This window comes from Vibrio sp. V19_P1S1T109 (genome assembly GCF_002241375.1).
GTDB lineage: Bacteria > Pseudomonadota > Gammaproteobacteria > Enterobacterales > Vibrionaceae > Vibrio > Vibrio anguillarum.
This window is the reverse complement of sequence record NZ_NDIM01000379.1, coordinates 1-16516: the sequence shown is the minus strand read 5'-3', so window position 1 is coordinate 16516 and position 16516 is coordinate 1. Positions and strand designations below refer to the sequence as shown.

The window sequence follows — 16516 nt, the reverse complement described above, 5'->3', positions numbered from 1 at the left end:
AGAATGTTGCGAGCCGTATAGTGGCACTGAAAATTTTGGTGAACACCTTATAAATAAAAGGCTAGAAACTGTATTTCAGTATTGCATTCTGTCTTTTTTGTTAACGGAATTATTACATTTAACTGCGCGATATTGGGCTTTTTGTGTTAAAATAATGTTAACTTTTATGGGTTTTACAACCAAAATTCATTTATAACTATAAATGCTCAATGGAGCTGAGTGAGCAAGCCCGTGAAAGAAAGAAAGTCAAGACCTGTTAATTTAGATTTACAGACCATCCACTTTCCGATCAGTGCGATTGCATCCATCCTACACCGAGTGTCTGGGGTGATGATGTTCGTTGCGGTCGGAATTTTGCTGTGGTTACTCTCCCTCTCGTTAAGTTCTCCGGTAGGTTTTATGGAAGCCAGCAACATTGTTAATGGCTTTTTCGCAAAATTTATTTTATGGGGAATTTTAACAGCGCTGTCTTACCACATTGCAGGTGGTATACGCCATTTGCTGATGGACCTGGGCCACTTTGAAGAGTTGGAGTCAGGGGCTATGAGTGCCAAAGTCGCCTTCATCGCAACAGCAGTGCTTTCAGTTTTAGCGGGAGTATTGGTATGGTAAAACATGTTTCTTCTTTTGGTCGTAACGGAGTGCATGATTATCTGCTGATCCGTGCTTCTGCGATCATTATGACTCTTTATACTATCTACCTAGTCAGCTTCTGTGCTTTCTCTGGTGATATCTCCTATGCTTCATGGACACAGTTTTTTGGTGGAACCTTTACCAAAGTCTTCACAATGCTGGCGTTAGTCTCTGTCCTTATCCATGGTTGGATCGGTTTATGGCAAGTATTAACGGATTACATTAAGTGTTCTAAATTGCGTGGTGGCCTGCAATTGGTCGTTATCGCAGTGCTCTTTGGATACTTCTTCTCTGGCTTATTTGTATTGTGGGGTGCGTAAGTGACTATTCCAGTTCGTGAATTTGATGCCGTAGTGATCGGCGCTGGTGGTGCTGGCATGCGTGCAGCACTGCAAATTTCAGAGCAAGGTTTATCCTGTGCTCTGCTTTCTAAAGTTTTTCCAACACGTTCTCACACGGTTTCGGCTCAAGGTGGTATTACCGTTGCGTTAGGCAACGCGCATGAGGACCACTGGGAACAACATATGTATGACACGGTGAAGGGCTCCGACTATATCGGTGACCAAGATGCTATCGAGTACATGTGTAAGAATGGTCCAGAGTCGGTGATTGAACTAGAGAAAATGGGTTTGCCTTTTTCTCGTTTTGACAATGGCACCATTTATCAGCGCCCATTTGGTGGTCAATCCAAAAATTTTGGCGGTGAACAAGCGGCTCGAACTGCTGCCGCCGCTGACCGTACTGGTCACGCACTACTTCATACCTTGTATCAACAAAACATTAAATATAAGACCACTATTTTCTCTGAGTGGTACGCACTTGATTTAGTGAAAAATGAAGAGGGTGCAGTACTTGGCTGTACCGCCTTGTGTATGGAAACAGGCGAAGTTTGTTATTTCAAATCTAAAGCCACAGTATTAGCGACTGGCGGAGCTGGCCGTATCTATGCTTCAACCACCAACGCGCACATCAATACGGGTGATGGCGTGGGCATGGCTATCCGCGCTGGCGTCCCGATGCAAGATATCGAAATGTGGCAATTCCACCCAACAGGGATTGCTGGTGCTGGCGTTCTTGTGACGGAAGGGTGTCGTGGTGAAGGTGGCTATCTTTTAAATAAAGATGGCGAACGTTTCATGGAACGTTATGCACCAAACGCGAAGGATTTGGCTGGTCGCGATGTAGTAGCCCGCTCAATGATGATTGAGATCCGTGAAGGTCGTGGTTGCGATGGTCCATGGGGTCCACACATCAAGCTTAAACTGGATCACCTTGGCAAAGAAACTCTGGAATCTCGTCTACCGGGCGTATGTGAGTTGTCACGTACGTTTGCTCACGTCGATCCAGTTAAAGAACCGATCCCAGTGATCCCAACTTGCCACTACATGATGGGAGGAGTACCGACTCAAGTTTCAGGTCAGGCGATTAAGCAAGATGCTAAAGGCGCTGATGTGGAAGTTCAAGGTTTGTTTGCGTGTGGCGAAATTGCATCAGTATCGGTGCATGGCGCGAACCGTTTGGGTGGTAACTCTCTACTGGATTTAGTGGTCTTTGGCCGAGCAACAGGCTTGCATTTGGGCGAAACGTTGAAAAAGCAAGCGGACGCAAAACCTGCCACAGAAGCGGACATTGAAAAATCGCTAGAACGTTACAACCGCTGGGAAAACAGTACAGGTGGTGAAGATCCCGCGCAAATTCGTAAAGATCTGCAACGTTGTATGCAAAATAACTTCTCGGTGTTCCGTGAAGGTGAAGCTATGGCTAAAGGTCTTGAAGAGCTTAAGGTGATTCGTGAACGTTTGAAGAACGCACATCTTTCAGACAAGTCAACCGAGTTCAACACTCAACGGATCGAGTGTTTAGAGCTGGAAAACTTGATGGAAACAGCATTTGCTACTGCGGTTGCTGCAAATTATCGTACCGAAAGCCGTGGAGCCCACGCTCGCTTTGACTATCCTGAACGCGATGATGCTAATTGGTTATGCCATTCAATTTACAACCCTGAGACTGAAAGCATGTCGAAGCGTAGCGTAAATATGGAACCAATTTATCGTGAAGCGTTTCCGCCTAAAGCGCGCACATACTAAGGAGAAGGCACTATTATGAAATTGAAATTCTCTTTGTATCGCTATAATCCGGACGTCGATCAAAAGCCTTACATGAAGGATTATCTGCTTGAAGTCGAAGAGGGCTCTGACATGATGTTGTTGGATGCACTCATTTTGCTGAAAGAGCAAGATCCCACCATTGCTTTTCGTCGCTCGTGCCGTGAAGGGGTGTGTGGATCTGACGGTTTGAACATGAACGGTAAAAATGGATTAGCGTGTATCACTCCATTATCTGCGCTTTTGGCCAAAGGCACGATCGTTATTCGACCTCTGCCGGGGCTACCAGTCGTCCGTGATTTAATTGTCGATATGGCCCAGTTTTATGAAAATTACGAGAAGGTTAAACCTTATCTTGTGACTGACGGAAACTTGCCTCCGGCTCGTGAGAACTTGCAATCACCAGAAGAGCGAGCGCATTTAGACGGTTTATATGAGTGCATTATGTGCGCTTGCTGCACAACTTCATGCCCTTCTTTCTGGTGGAACCCGGATAAGTTTATCGGCCCAGCAGGTTTATTGGCGGCTTATCGTTGGCTAATTGACAGCCGAGATACCGCAACAGATGAACGTTTATCTAATCTTGATGATGCTTTTAGCGTTTTTCGTTGCCATGGCATCATGAATTGTGTAAGTGTTTGTCCTAAGGGATTAAATCCGACGAAAGCCATTGGACATATCAAATCAATGCTTGTGAACCGTTCGGTTTAAAATGAATAAAAATTGCAGGTCTTCGGACCTGCCTTTTATAGCTCGGCATAGACCGAAGCAAACGTGAAAACTACTGGTTAAGGGAAAATATGCACAACGGCGTGATGAAGGCATGGCTCGAGTCTTCACACTTGGCTGGCGCCAATGCAACTTACGTAGAGGACCTCTACGAACTGTATCTAAGTGATCCTGATCTGGTAAGTGAGGAGTGGAAACGTGTTTTTGACGGCTTGCCTGCGCAAGCTGACAATGTGGTTGAACAGCCACATTCACGTGTCCGTGACTACTTCCGACGACTCGCGAAAGAAACAAAGCATTACAATGTCCAAGTTAGTGATCCAGATGTCGATGCTAAGCAAGTAAGAGTCTTGCAGCTGATTAATGCTTACCGTTTTCGCGGTCATGAAGCGGCTCAACTCGACCCCCTAGGTTTATGGCAACGCCCACTAGTGGCAGAATTAGACCCAGCGTTCCACAATCTTAACGAAGGTGACTTCGAAGAAACTTTCAATGTCGGCTCTTTTGCTATCGGGCAAGAGACAATGAAATTGAAAGACATTTATCAAGCCCTCAACAAAACCTATTGCGGTTCCATCGGTGCAGAATACATGCACATTATCGACACTGAACAAAAGCGTTGGATACAACAACGTCTTGAATCAGTCGTTGGTCAACCTTCTTTCAGCAAAGAAGAAAAACGAATTTTCCTCGAAGAATTGACAGCCGCAGAAGGCCTTGAGCGTTATTTAGGCGCGAAATTCCCTGGTGCGAAACGCTTTTCTTTAGAAGGTGGCGACGCACTCATCCCAATGATGAAAGAGTTGATTCGTCATGCCGGTAGTACAGGCATGCGTGAAGTTGTGATTGGTATGGCGCACCGTGGTCGTCTTAACATGCTTGTTAACGTTTTGGGTAAAAAGCCTCAAGATCTGTTCGACGAGTTTGCGGGCAAGCATGGTGAAAGCTGGGGAACGGGTGATGTTAAATATCACCAAGGCTTCTCTGCTGACTTTGCGACACCCGGGGGTGATGTGCATCTAGCCTTAGCTTTTAACCCTTCACACCTTGAAATTGTAAACCCAGTCGTGATTGGTTCAGTCCGTGCTCGACAAGACAGACTTGGAGATGAAGACGGTTCGACAGTACTGCCTATCTCGATTCATGGTGACTCTGCTATCGCTGGTCAAGGTGTCGTTGCAGAGACGTTTAATATGTCTCAAGCACGGGGCTATTGTGTTGGTGGTACGGTACGCATTGTTATTAATAACCAAGTTGGCTTTACCACCTCAAACCCTCGTGATACACGCTCGACTATGTATTGTACTGACATCGCTAAGATGGTTCAGGCCCCTATTTTCCACGTCAATTCTGATGATCCAGAAGCAGTTGCTTTCGTCACCCGCATTGCACTCGATTATCGTAATGAATTTAAGCGTGATGTCGTCATTGATCTGGTTTGTTATCGCCGTCACGGCCATAACGAAGCCGATGAACCCAATGCTACTCAGCCGTTAATGTATCAAAAGATCAAAAAGCATCCTACGCCGCGTAAGCTTTATGCTGATGTTTTGATAGAGCGTGGTGAGTTTGATATTGAGATTGCCACACAGTTAGTCAACGAATATCGTGATGCTCTGGATCATGGTGAAGTCGTGGTGAAAGAGTGGCGTCCAATGGCACTGCACTCTGTTGATTGGTCACCGTATATTGGCCATGAATGGGATATGCCATGGAATAGTAAAGTTGACCTTGAGCGTTTAAAAGAGCTGGGTAACCGAATTTGTCAGTATCCAGAAAGCCATAAACTGCAAAGTCGTGTGGATAAAATCTATACCGACCGACAAGCGATGGTTAATGGAGAGAAGCTTCTCGATTGGGGTATGGCTGAAACGCTGGCTTATGCAACCTTAGTCGATGATGGAAAGCGAATCCGCATTTCGGGGCAAGACTCCGGGCGTGGAACCTTCTTCCACCGTCACTCGGTATTGCATAACCAAAGTGACGCAAGTACCTATATTCCATTGGCGAATGTCCATGATAAACAGGGTCCTTTTGAAGTATTGGATTCGGTTTTGTCCGAAGAAGCAGTGCTAGCTTTTGAATATGGCTACGCGACAGCGGAGCCGAGTGGTTTGACGATTTGGGAAGCTCAGTTTGGTGATTTCGCCAATGGAGCTCAAGTCGTGATTGACCAGTTCATCTCTTCCGGTGAACAAAAATGGGCGCGTTTGTGTGGTTTAACCATGCTGCTACCTCATGGTTATGAAGGGCAAGGCCCAGAGCACTCATCAGCACGCTTAGAGCGTTATTTGCAACTGTGCGCCGAACAAAACATGCAAGTGGTGGTTCCCTCTACGCCAGCGCAGGTATACCACATGCTGCGTCGTCAGGTTGTTCGTCCAATGCGTCGACCATTGATCGTTATGTCACCAAAATCGTTACTGCGTCACCCACTATGTATCTCAACACTGGAAGACTTGGCTGACGGATCGTTTTTGCCGGCTATCGGCGAAGTTGACGATCTCAACCCAGCGAACGTCAAACGTGTTGTGTTCTGCTCTGGTAAGGTTTACTACGACCTGCTTGAACAGCGCCGCAATAACGAACAAGATGATGTTGCTATCGTCCGTATTGAACAGCTATATCCATTCCCGAAAGAAGAAGTGGAAGCGGTTATCGCTCAATACACTAATGTTGTTGACTATGTATGGTGCCAAGAAGAGCCTCAAAACCAAGGTGCTTGGTACAGTAGCCAACATAACTTCCGTTCTGCCATTCCAGCCGGTGCTGATCTGAAATACGCAGGTCGCCCTGCATCAGCATCACCAGCCGTTGGTTATATGTCGGTACACTTGAAACAACAAAAAGCGTTGGTTGAAGACGCTCTGACCCTAGCTTAACGAACTAGAAGTAAAAGGAAGACACAGATTATGACAATTGAAATTCTGGTTCCAGATCTACCTGAATCAGTGGCTGATGCAACAGTCGCGACATGGCATAAAAAGCCAGGTGAAGCCGTCGCTCGTGATGAAGTACTCGTTGAGATTGAAACTGATAAAGTAATTCTTGAAGTGCCAGCGCCTGAGGCGGGTGTTCTCGAAGCCATTATCGAGCAAGAAGGTGCGACGGTGCTTTCGAAACAGTTATTGGCGAAATTAAAACCCGGTGCCGTTGCAGGTGAACCGACGAAAGACACCACCAACGATACAGAGCCGTCTCCTGATAAACGTCACAAAGCCACATTGACAGACGAAACGAATGATGCACTTAGCCCTGCGGTACGCCGTTTACTCGCCGAGCATGGTTTGGAAGCAAGCCAAGTGAAAGGCTCTGGTGTGGGTGGGCGTATCACGCGTGAAGATATTGATGCTCATCTAGCGGCCGCAAAATCAGCGTCAGCAGTTGCTTCAAGTCAACCTGAGCCTGTCGTTGCTATGGCGCGCAGTGAAAAACGTGTACCGATGACGCGTTTGCGTAAACGTGTCGCGGAGCGTCTGCTTGAGGCAAAAAATAGCACGGCGATGTTGACGACGTTTAATGAAGTTAACATGAAGCCTATCATGGATCTTCGTAAGCAATATCAAGGTCTGTTTGAAGAGAAACACGGTATTCGTTTAGGCTTTATGTCTTTCTACGTGAAAGCGGTAACAGAAGCGTTAAAGCGTTACCCAGAAGTGAATGCATCTATTGATGGCCAAGATATTGTGTATCACAGCTATTTTGATATTAGCATGGCAGTTTCAACGCCTCGTGGCTTAGTGACTCCGGTTCTTAAAGATTGCGATACGCTAAGCCTTGCCGAAATTGAGAAGGGCATCAAAGAGCTTGCACTCAAAGGAAGAGATGGCAAATTGACGGTTGAAGAACTGACTGGCGGTAATTTCACAATTACGAATGGCGGTGTGTTTGGATCGTTAATGTCAACACCGATCATCAATCCGCCGCAAGCGGCCATATTGGGCATGCACAAAATCCAAGACCGCCCAATGGCTGTGGATGGCAAAGTAGAAATTTTACCAATGATGTACCTAGCACTTTCTTACGACCACCGTTTGGTGGATGGCCGTGAGTCAGTTGGTTTCCTTGTGACAGTAAAAGAGCTACTTGAAGATCCAGCACGTCTGCTACTGGACGTGTAACCTCACTGAACGTTGTTTAGTGAATTTAAGGCTAGGCAGGCTCACGTCTAGCCTTCATTTAAGCAAAAAGCTACAAGCTATCCTCTTGGATAAATTGCAGCCGCTTAATTTGAGAAGCACCCTACAGATATATGGCGCAGCATAGCTGCCGCTTTATGGAAATAATAAATCCCCTAAGGGATAAACAAACGGAAGAACATAATGAATTTGCATGAATATCAAGCCAAACAGCTGTTTGCAGAATTCGGTTTGCCTGTACCGGAAGGTTATGCCTGTGATACTCCACAAGAAGCTTTTGAAGCGGCGGGTCGGATTAGTACGGCGAAGAAAGTTGTTAAGTGTCAAGTGCATGCAGGTGGTCGCGGTAAAGCGGGTGGCGTTGAGTTGCACGACACTAAAGATGGTGTCAAAGAGTTTGCTCAAAAATGGCTAGGTAAAAATCTGGTTACTTATCAAACGGACGCAAATGGTCAGCCAGTATCAAAAATTTTGGTTGAAGAAGCTTCTAATATCGCGAATGAGCTTTACTTAGGCGCTGTTGTTGACCGTGCGACTCGTCGTGTCGTGTTTATGGCCTCAACAGAAGGCGGCGTGGAAATTGAAAAAGTAGCGGAGGAGACTCCTGAGCTGATTCATAAAGCCGCAATTGATCCTTTGGTTGGTCCGCAAGCCTATCAAGGCCGCGAACTTGCTTTCAAACTTGGCTTGGAAGGCGACCAAATTAAGCAATTTGTGAAGATCTTTCTAGGTCTTGGCGCTATGTTTACCCAGTATGATCTTGCATTGCTAGAAATCAACCCATTAGTTGTCACCGCTGAAGGGAACTTGTTGTGCCTTGATGGCAAGATCAACATCGACTCAAACGCACTTTATCGTCAACCTAAACTTCGCGAAATGCACGATCTCTCACAAGAAGATGAGCGCGAAGCTCATGCTGCTCAGTGGGAACTGAACTATGTTGCTCTTGATGGCAATGTTGGCTGCATGGTGAACGGTGCTGGCCTTGCAATGGGCACTATGGATATTGTTAACCTTCATGGCGGAAAACCTGCAAACTTCCTTGATGTTGGTGGTGGTGCAACCAAAGAGCGTGTTGCTGAAGCGTTCAAAATCATTTTGTCTGATCACAACGTAAAAGCCGTATTGGTGAATATTTTCGGCGGTATCGTACGTTGCGATATGATTGCAGAAGGCATTATCGGCGCGGTGAAAGAAGTTGGTGTAACGGTTCCCGTAGTCGTGCGTTTGGAAGGTACAAATGCGGAATTAGGACGCGGAGTACTAGCAAATTCTGGTCTTGATATCATTGCAGCTGAGTCGTTAACGGACGCAGCTCAGAAAGTTGTTGCTGCGGCGGAGGGTAAATAATGTCGGTACTTATTAATAAAGACACCAAAGTAATCTGCCAAGGTTTCACTGGTGGCCAGGGAACTTTCCACTCCGAACAGGCGATTGCCTACGGTACACAAATGGTCGGTGGAGTTTCCCCGGGTAAAGGTGGTCAAACTCACCTTGGTCTGCCTGTATTTAATACGGTGCGTGACGCAGTGAAAGCAACGGGTGCAACGGCAACCGTTATTTATGTACCTGCACCATTTTGTAAAGACGCTATTTTAGAAGCAATTGACGCTGGTATTGAACTTATTGTGACGATCACTGAAGGTATACCGACTACCGATATGATTGACGTAAAAGTGAAGCTCGAAGAGACGGGTGTGCGTATGATTGGCCCGAACTGTCCGGGTGTGATTACACCGGATGCGTGTAAGATCGGCATCATGCCAGGCCACATTCATAAGAAAGGAAAAGTGGGTATTGTTTCTCGTTCAGGAACGCTAACTTATGAAGCAGTTAAGCAAACAACAGATGAAGGCTTTGGTCAGTCAACGTGTGTTGGTATCGGCGGTGACCCAATCCCGGGCTCTAACTTCATTGATATCTTGAAACTATTCCAAGACGATCCTGAAACTGAAGCGATTGTGATGATTGGCGAGATCGGTGGTACAGCCGAAGAAGAAGCCGCGGCATTCATTAAAGAGAATGTCACGAAACCGGTGGTGTCTTATATTGCTGGTGTGACAGCGCCTCCGGGTAAACGGATGGGCCATGCTGGCGCTATCATTTCTGGTGGTAAAGGGACCGCTGATGAGAAATTTGCAGCGCTTGAAGCCGCAGGTGTTAAAACCGTCAAAAGCCTTGCTGATATCGGAAAAGCATTGCGTGAAGTGACAGGTTGGTAATCACGCCGCCCTTAGTTTGAAGACAAACCCCGAACCTTGTTTCGGGGTTTTTACTTTAGATTCAATAGGTTTTGATACTAGCGTTTTACAAGTTGACTGCACATAAACATCGTTGTAGCCGTCACAACAACCGAAGGGCCTGCAGGTGTGTCAAAATGCCACGAGAGGATTAGCCCGCCCAGCACAGCTAAAGCGCCAATCAAAGAAGCTAATATTGCCATTTGCTCTGGGGTTTTTGTGAGTCGCCTAGCGGTCGCCGCGGGAATAATCAGCAGCGATGTCATAATCAGAGCACCAACAAATTTCATTCCTAGTGCAATCACCACCCCAATCAATAGCATCAGCAGCAAACGCATTAAATCAACGTTTATGCCCTCAACAAACGCAAGTTCTTCGTTCACTGTAGTTGAAAGTAATGGACGCCAAAAAAGAAATAGCAGTGCACTTACTGCAATCGCTCCTCCCCAAATGAAGGCTAAATCAGTAAAACTTACCGCCAATAAATCGCCAAAGAGATAGCTCATTAAATCTATGCGGACGTTATCAAGGAAGCTTACTGCAATGAGACCAATGGATAACGAGCTATGAGCAAGAATGCCGAGCAAAGTGTCTGTCGCCACAAGCTGCTGTTTCTGCATAGTAACCAAAATGATTGCAAGCCCAAGACAGCAAACGAGCAACGCAAGATAAAGGTTGATATCAAGCAAAAAACCTAGCGCCAATCCCATCAGCGAGGCGTGTGCGAGGGTATCGCCAAAATAAGCCATTTTTCGCCAAACCACGAATGACCCAAGGGGACCTGCGATAACGGCAATACCAAGGCCTGCTAATATTGATGGAAGAAGAAATTCAATCATGATGGTGACCGTGTGAATGATTTGAACAGCAAGTTGCATCTCCTTTCACAGGTTGGCCTGCTAAGTCGTGATGATGCTGATGTTTGTGATGGTAAAAAGCTAAGGCTTCGTGATTGCGCGTACCAAATAAAGCGATATAGCTTGGGTGTTGAGTAATCGTTGCAGGTGAACCGAAACAGCAAACATGGTGATGAAGACAGATAACATCATCCGTTTTTGCCATCACCAGATGCAAATCGTGAGAGACCATGAAGACACCACAACCGAAACGATGTCGTATGGCATCAATAAGATCATACAGATCAATTTGCCCTTGCACGTCAACACCTTGGGCTGGTTCATCAAGAATTAGAATATCTGGGCGCTGTAGCAATGCACGGGCGATAAGAATCCGTTGCGTTTCACCACCGGACAGCTTATGCATATCATAATCAAGAAGATGCTCGGCCCCGACTAGTCTGAGTGCGTCTAGCAACTCTTGTTGACTAAAACGTCCGGCCAAACTTAAAAATCGTTTAGCGGGGAGTGGTAACGCGTCATTAAGTTTTAATTTTTGAGGAACATAACCAATTTTAAGGTTTTTTACGCGCGTCATCGTTCCGCTATGGACGGGCTGTAGCCCGAGCAATACTTTAACGAGCGTCGACTTGCCCGCACCATTAGGACCTATCAGTGTGGTAATCTTCCCTTTTTCTAGGTTGATACTGACATTGTCCAAAACACGGCGGTTGTTGAATTCGACACAAATGCCTTGCAGCTGGATTAAGTTGGACATGAATGGAACTTATTTGCAATTCGGAAGTGTTATAATGTAACATTTCGTTCCCTTTAACGCTATATACCGAATGGAAAAACCATCATGTTGCGTCAGATTATGCTCCTTCTTTGCTTAATAACATTATCGCCTTTGGCGTGGTCTACGGTCATTTTGACCAGCATCAAGCCGATTCAGATGATTACATATGAATTGACTCTCGATGTGAATGAACCAGAAGTACTACTGGGGGCAAATACCTCACCGCATGACTATGCGTTGCGCCCTTCTGATGTTAAAAAAGTCAGAGCGGCGGATTTAGTGATTTGGTATGGAAAAGACCTTGAGCCATTCTTAAGTAAGACATTAGCGAGTCACCACAACGTTTTGACCATCAGCCAAATTGATGGCCTGACACTGAGAGAGCTCAGTGGCGAACAACACGATCATGATGGGCATCACCATGGTATGTATGACCCACATTTTTGGCTTGGAACCGATCAAGCCAAGCAAGTGGCAGCGGCGATTACCGCAAGTTTAGTGAAAAGTGATAGCGCTAATACCGAGCAGTATAAAGTAAACTTAGTCCGCTTTTTGGCTCAATTAGATTCGACCCATCAAGCAATCACGCAGAAGATGAGCAAAATTAGTGATAAAGGGTATTATGTTTTTCATGATGCATACGGCTATTTTGAACAGCAATACCATTTGAATAACCTCGGCCATTTTACCGTTAGTCCTGATAGAAAGCCGGGTGCTAAAACGCTCATCACCATTAAAAATTCCATTATTAATAATGAAGCAAAGTGTGTCTTTTCAGAACCTCAGTTTACTCCTGCAGTAATTGATACTGTGACTCGTGGTACAGAGGTCAAAACAGGAGTACTTGATCCATTAGGCGCAGATATCAAAGTGAAAAGTGGCAGCTATTTTGAGCTGTTAAATGAGCTGAGCAACAACTTTTACACTTGTTTGTCTCAATAGATGTACGCTGTATTGTATGTTGTACGATCTGCACTGAAATCTAGGATAAAGATTCACAGATTGTCGCTTTCTTAGCTTCAAAAAGCCTTATCTTTGGTTAGAATGTTTTGATAATTATCGCCACGAAAAAACAGTTTGCAATGTGGCGTGCTATTGATTGAGGCTCAGTCTGTTGAAAGGAAAGAATGACTATTTTAAAGCTTTGTTCTGGATCTTTGGTTTCCTGACGCTTTTATTAGCGCAGGGGACACAAGCTCTAGACAAAGCACCTTCCATTTTCTATCCATTGCCAGCTCAGGCTCAAGGGAAAATTTTTGCCGCACAAAATTTGTTTTTAGGTGAAGAAGGGGGAATTTGGATACACGATGTGCATGGCAAAGTGGTTTTCTTTGATGGACAAAACATCCTTCCCCGGCGTGGCTCAGTGCTTTCACAAGAGAGCGAAAATATTACCTATCTTAATAACGCTTTTTGGACGTTCATTGATAATGAACTTTATCGAACTTATCCCGCACAAGATCGCGAATTAGTATTTAGCTTAACGCCTGGAATCATCATAAAAAAAATAGGTTCGTCAGGTAATTTCATCTGGTTAGCCGATGAGACGCACTTTTATACATACCATGCGCAAACCCACAAGTTAGTTACTTATTCTTTTAAAGAAATGTATCAATTAAATCAAGCAAGTCGATTAATCGTTAATGATGCGAAGTTTGTGCTTTCTAAATGGGTATTAGCCACTAATGCTGGAGTCTATCTATCAGATGGAGAGAGTTTTTCTCACGTGCTCAGCTCTGGTAAAAACTTCATTGAGAAACTCTATTTTTCCGAGAAACGTAGAGAGCTTGTGATTGGAATGCTCAATGGTGGGTTGATTATTGATGTCGAGGACCCAAAGCGCCAACAAAAGTTGGTTGGAGATTCCCATGTATTATCTGTTGCTGAGACAGATCAAGAATATTGGATTGGTACTGAAGATGGATTATTTGTTCATTCGTTTTTGACAGGTAAAACCGTCAAGTTAGAAAGTAATGACCAAGACAATAATGGGTTGCCAGGCAATAAAATTTATTCATTGGTCAATGACTTACAAGGTGGGATTTGGATCGCAACGGATAAAGGTATTCGTTACTTTTCTCTGTTTGGACAAAAATTTAAGCGCCATTCCATTGCACCGCTCAACAATAATCCCATAACAAAAATTGTGACAAGGTCAGATAATAAAGGGTATTTGTTTTTAACTCGACAAGGGTTATACCAAGTCGATGCTGAAAATTGGCAAGAGCCTAAACTTATTTTCCCAGGAGAAGTGCATGATGTCGCTCAAATAGATGATCATTCTCTATGGATAGCTACACATACAGGCATTGTTATTTATCACTTGCAGACAAAAAAGATGATAGAAACGAGCATGTTACCTCTTAAGCTGCGTTCGAATGATACTAAACACCTTGAATTTGATCATGAAGGACTATTATGGGGAGCAACAGGTAACCATTTGTGGTCATATCGGTTGGCCGATAACTCGCTCACCGATTTCGGTTCGGTATGGTTTGTTGATGCATTTTTGCCTGCAAAAATAATAAAACTTAAGTCAACTCGGCGAGGGGTATTTATCGGCACTGACCATGGTGTTTATCTTTTTGACAAAGGCAAAATTGTTTTTCTCCGAGCGACTAGTCATTATGGACAAAGCATTGATATATTTGAGAGTAGCAAGGGTGATGTTTGGTTTGCGAGTGCTTATGGCGTCTTTGTTTTGGCACATGATCGTAGTGATATTCGATCTATTGATATGGTTGAAGAGAATATTAGCCCCAAATGTTTAACTGAAACGGGCAACGGTATTTGGCTGACTTCCTCACAAGGAATCTCGCTCTACAATCCTATGGGTGAGATGGTAAAGCATTTTGGTGATCCACACGGATTGATGAATAATGAATTTAAAAGTGGAGTCTGCGAATCAAGTATTATCAATAGCCAGCAGCAGTTGCTGCTAGGTTCCCGTTTTGGTTTAGTGACAGCATGGTCCTCTGAACTCACAGTTGCTACTGCCCCTAATACAAATATTATCTTTAGCCAAGTGAACGTCGATCATATTCCCGTCATGTTCGGTCGTGGTCGTTTTCAGACACTAGAATTGGAATATGGAAGTTCGATAAGCTTTTTGTTTGGTGCATTGCCAGAATCGAGATCCTTATCATTGGAGTATCGTATAGCAGGAGATAAGGAGTGGCAGAGATTAGAAAGCGCTCAGTTGACACTTGATCACCTGTTACCTGGACACTATCGTTTACTGGTGAGAAATTACAGCCCACATCCGCAAAACAGTATGATAAACAGTCTATCATTTATTGTGGATAATCCGTGGTATTGGTCTTCATGGGCGATTGTTCTTTACCTTTGCCTTTCTATAGGCCTTATTGCTTTTGCTTCATGGTGGCGTTCTCGTTGGGTTACCAAAGTAAACCGAAAGTTAAAAGCTCAGGTGGCCTTGAAAACGGATCAACTACGGCATCAAAGCAAAATTGTTTTGACTAATAACCAGCAGTTGCGCAAGCAATTACAAATTCGCCATATCGTTGTTGAACAGATGTTAGATTCTATTACTCCTACATTAAATCAGCTGATTTATCGCTCGCAACTCCATCAACTCGCGCGACTTGAGTCTTTAGCTTTAAAAGTAAAACGTGAACTGGCGTTACTTCGTAACGTAAGAAATGATAAAACAGCGACTCAGTTGCTCTACGACCTATCGATCATCTTGAACTCTTGTGTGGACGGATGGCGTGAAGAGTTCGCGAAAGCGAATATTTCGTTGGCGGTGAACAATGAGCTTAAACAAGCTTATATTGAATCTGCCCATTTTAACCTAGACATCATTTTCAATACGCTACTGTCTGATGCGGTAAAACGTCTTTATAGAAATCAAGAGCTACAAATTCATTGTTATGAAAGGGAGAAAAGACTGTTTATTGTGATGATTGACTGTGGCGATCAGGTGCAATCCATCAATAGTGATAAGCGTATCTCTGGTTTTGAACTAGAGGAGATGCAACTGTTAGTACAGCGCAGTGGTGGGGAAATACATATTTTTTCATCGCCAGAACGAAATTTAGTTGAGCTTTCTTGGCCATCAGTTGAGCTTGTGAGTGATGCACCTGAAATGATCGTCGTAGAGGAGCATTCAGAGGACAAGTTTATTGATGTAACGGAAAAAGAGTGGCTTAAAAAAGTAGAAAAATTGGTACACAATTACTATTCAGATCCTGAATTTAGTACCTCTAGTGCGGCTAAATCACTCTTCGTATCGGAGCGTAGTTTGCAGCGTCGTTTTAAAGCGATCACCAATAAAACATTCAAAGAGTATCTAAATGAGATCCGACTAGAGAAAGCGTGCCAATATTTGCTTGCAGGAGGAAAAGTCGCCCAAGTCGCTTTTGATTGTGGGTTTAATGATCCGTCTTATTTCAGCCAAAGATTTAAACATCACTTCGGTTTATCGCCAACCCAATTTGTTGATGATAACGAGTAATACCGCCCCTGATAAATAGTGATAACTTTCCCACTTGAAGACTTGAAGACTTGAAGACTTGAAGCTGCAGCGATGTTAGCGACATTCAGTCACCCTAATCATAAAGCTTATTCAGGTGTGTGGATATGAACTCACTTTCCGCCGACCTGCAATCAAGCTGTATCTCCCTTCTTGATTAGATTGGCTGCTGTGTTAGTTGCGCATATTTGTCTATGTTTGCGTAGATACACTCATTAATACTCAAAGTCGTAATATCAATTTATTTTGGGAATAGCACTTACTCAATAAACAGGCTGGGTCGGTGATTGTGTTGCAGTAAAGATGAGATGAGTAGAAAAAAAGATCGTGGTATAGCCGGGGGGACTATACCACGGGTGTCAATGACACCTTCGCTTGCTGCCGGAGTGATACGAGTAACACCCGTACCACCTCTGGAATTTGTATCTAAGGAGTAATTCCTTTCGATGGATTTACTATATGACAAAGGACTTATTTCATTTATAAAATTAACGACAACCTAGTATAAGAAAAACGACAAAATACATAATTAACCATAAC

12 protein-coding genes are annotated in these 16516 nt (G+C 44.3%); 10 read left to right on the top strand and 2 right to left on the bottom strand.

Annotated features, from left to right (window positions below; all coding sequences use genetic code 11):
• The first annotated feature begins 219 nt into the window (after nt 1-219).
• The 8 genes from sdhC (at nt 220) to sucD (ending at nt 9828) form a co-directional block, all read left to right on the top strand.
• Complete coding sequence (gene sdhC / locus B9J87_RS17510) at nt 220-612, top strand: succinate dehydrogenase cytochrome b556 subunit (protein ID WP_010318676.1); 393 nt, start codon at nt 220-222, stop codon at nt 610-612.
• The gene (sdhD, locus tag B9J87_RS17505; RefSeq protein ID WP_094151972.1) at nt 606-953 is read left to right on the top strand and encodes a succinate dehydrogenase, hydrophobic membrane anchor protein; all 348 of its coding nucleotides are present in this window, start codon (nt 606-608) and stop codon (nt 951-953) included. The genes sdhC and sdhD overlap by 7 nt, the downstream gene beginning before the upstream one ends.
• A complete protein-coding gene (sdhA, locus tag B9J87_RS17500) occupies nt 954-2720 on the top strand; it encodes a succinate dehydrogenase flavoprotein subunit (RefSeq protein WP_013856347.1) in 1767 nt (588 codons plus the stop codon).
• 15 nt (nt 2721-2735) lie between these two features.
• A complete protein-coding gene (locus B9J87_RS17495) occupies nt 2736-3449 on the top strand; it encodes a succinate dehydrogenase iron-sulfur subunit (RefSeq protein WP_013856348.1) in 714 nt (237 codons plus the stop codon).
• Nucleotides 3450-3538: 89 nt separating this feature from the next.
• A complete protein-coding gene (gene sucA / locus B9J87_RS17490; RefSeq protein ID WP_094145847.1) occupies nt 3539-6349 on the top strand; it encodes a 2-oxoglutarate dehydrogenase E1 component in 2811 nt (936 codons plus the stop codon).
• Nucleotides 6350-6379: 30 nt separating this feature from the next.
• Nucleotides 6380-7588, top strand: coding sequence for a 2-oxoglutarate dehydrogenase complex dihydrolipoyllysine-residue succinyltransferase (gene odhB / locus B9J87_RS17485; protein WP_013856350.1), 1209 nt, complete (start codon nt 6380-6382; stop codon nt 7586-7588).
• A gap of 201 nt (nt 7589-7789) precedes the next feature.
• Nucleotides 7790-8956: an ADP-forming succinate--CoA ligase subunit beta gene (gene sucC / locus B9J87_RS17480; protein ID WP_088729032.1), complete on the top strand. Its 1167-nt coding sequence runs from the start codon at nt 7790-7792 to the stop codon at nt 8954-8956.
• A complete protein-coding gene (gene sucD / locus B9J87_RS17475; RefSeq protein ID WP_013856352.1) occupies nt 8956-9828 on the top strand; it encodes a succinate--CoA ligase subunit alpha in 873 nt (290 codons plus the stop codon). Before sucC ends, sucD begins: the two co-directional genes overlap by 1 nt.
• A gap of 77 nt (nt 9829-9905) precedes the next feature.
• Here the strand turns inward: sucD and znuB are convergent, their stop codons facing one another.
• On the bottom strand, nt 9906-10685 hold the full coding sequence (znuB, locus tag B9J87_RS17470; RefSeq protein WP_094145851.1) for a zinc ABC transporter permease subunit ZnuB: 780 nt from the start codon (nt 10683-10685) through the stop codon (nt 9906-9908).
• A complete protein-coding gene (gene znuC / locus B9J87_RS17465) occupies nt 10678-11460 on the bottom strand; it encodes a zinc ABC transporter ATP-binding protein ZnuC (RefSeq protein ID WP_094145848.1) in 783 nt (260 codons plus the stop codon). The genes znuB and znuC overlap by 8 nt, the downstream gene beginning before the upstream one ends.
• Nucleotides 11461-11544: 84 nt before the next feature.
• Between znuC and znuA the strand changes: the two genes are divergently transcribed.
• Both znuA and B9J87_RS17455 read left to right on the top strand, forming a co-directional pair.
• Nucleotides 11545-12423: a zinc ABC transporter substrate-binding protein ZnuA gene (znuA, locus tag B9J87_RS17460; protein ID WP_094151970.1), complete on the top strand. Its 879-nt coding sequence runs from the start codon at nt 11545-11547 to the stop codon at nt 12421-12423.
• 172 nt (nt 12424-12595) lie between these two features.
• A complete protein-coding gene (locus B9J87_RS17455; RefSeq protein ID WP_094151968.1) occupies nt 12596-15958 on the top strand; it encodes an AraC family transcriptional regulator in 3363 nt (1120 codons plus the stop codon).
• Nucleotides 15959-16516 lie beyond the last annotated feature (558 nt).

Coding starts and splice junctions, on each gene's coding strand:
- sdhD (WP_094151972.1), top strand. CDS start 606: ATGGTAAAACATGTTTCTTCTTTTGGTCGTAACGGAGTGCATGATTAT.
- sucD (WP_013856352.1), top strand. CDS start 8,956: ATGTCGGTACTTATTAATAAAGACACCAAAGTAATCTGCCAAGGTTTC.
- sucA (WP_094145847.1), top strand. CDS start 3,539: ATGCACAACGGCGTGATGAAGGCATGGCTCGAGTCTTCACACTTGGCT.
- B9J87_RS17495 (WP_013856348.1), top strand. CDS start 2,736: ATGAAATTGAAATTCTCTTTGTATCGCTATAATCCGGACGTCGATCAA.
- odhB (WP_013856350.1), top strand. CDS start 6,380: ATGACAATTGAAATTCTGGTTCCAGATCTACCTGAATCAGTGGCTGAT.
- znuA (WP_094151970.1), top strand. CDS start 11,545: ATGTTGCGTCAGATTATGCTCCTTCTTTGCTTAATAACATTATCGCCT.
- znuB (WP_094145851.1), bottom strand. CDS start 10,685: ATGATTGAATTTCTTCTTCCATCAATATTAGCAGGCCTTGGTATTGCC.
- znuC (WP_094145848.1), bottom strand. CDS start 11,460: ATGTCCAACTTAATCCAGCTGCAAGGCATTTGTGTCGAATTCAACAAC.
- sucC (WP_088729032.1), top strand. CDS start 7,790: ATGAATTTGCATGAATATCAAGCCAAACAGCTGTTTGCAGAATTCGGT.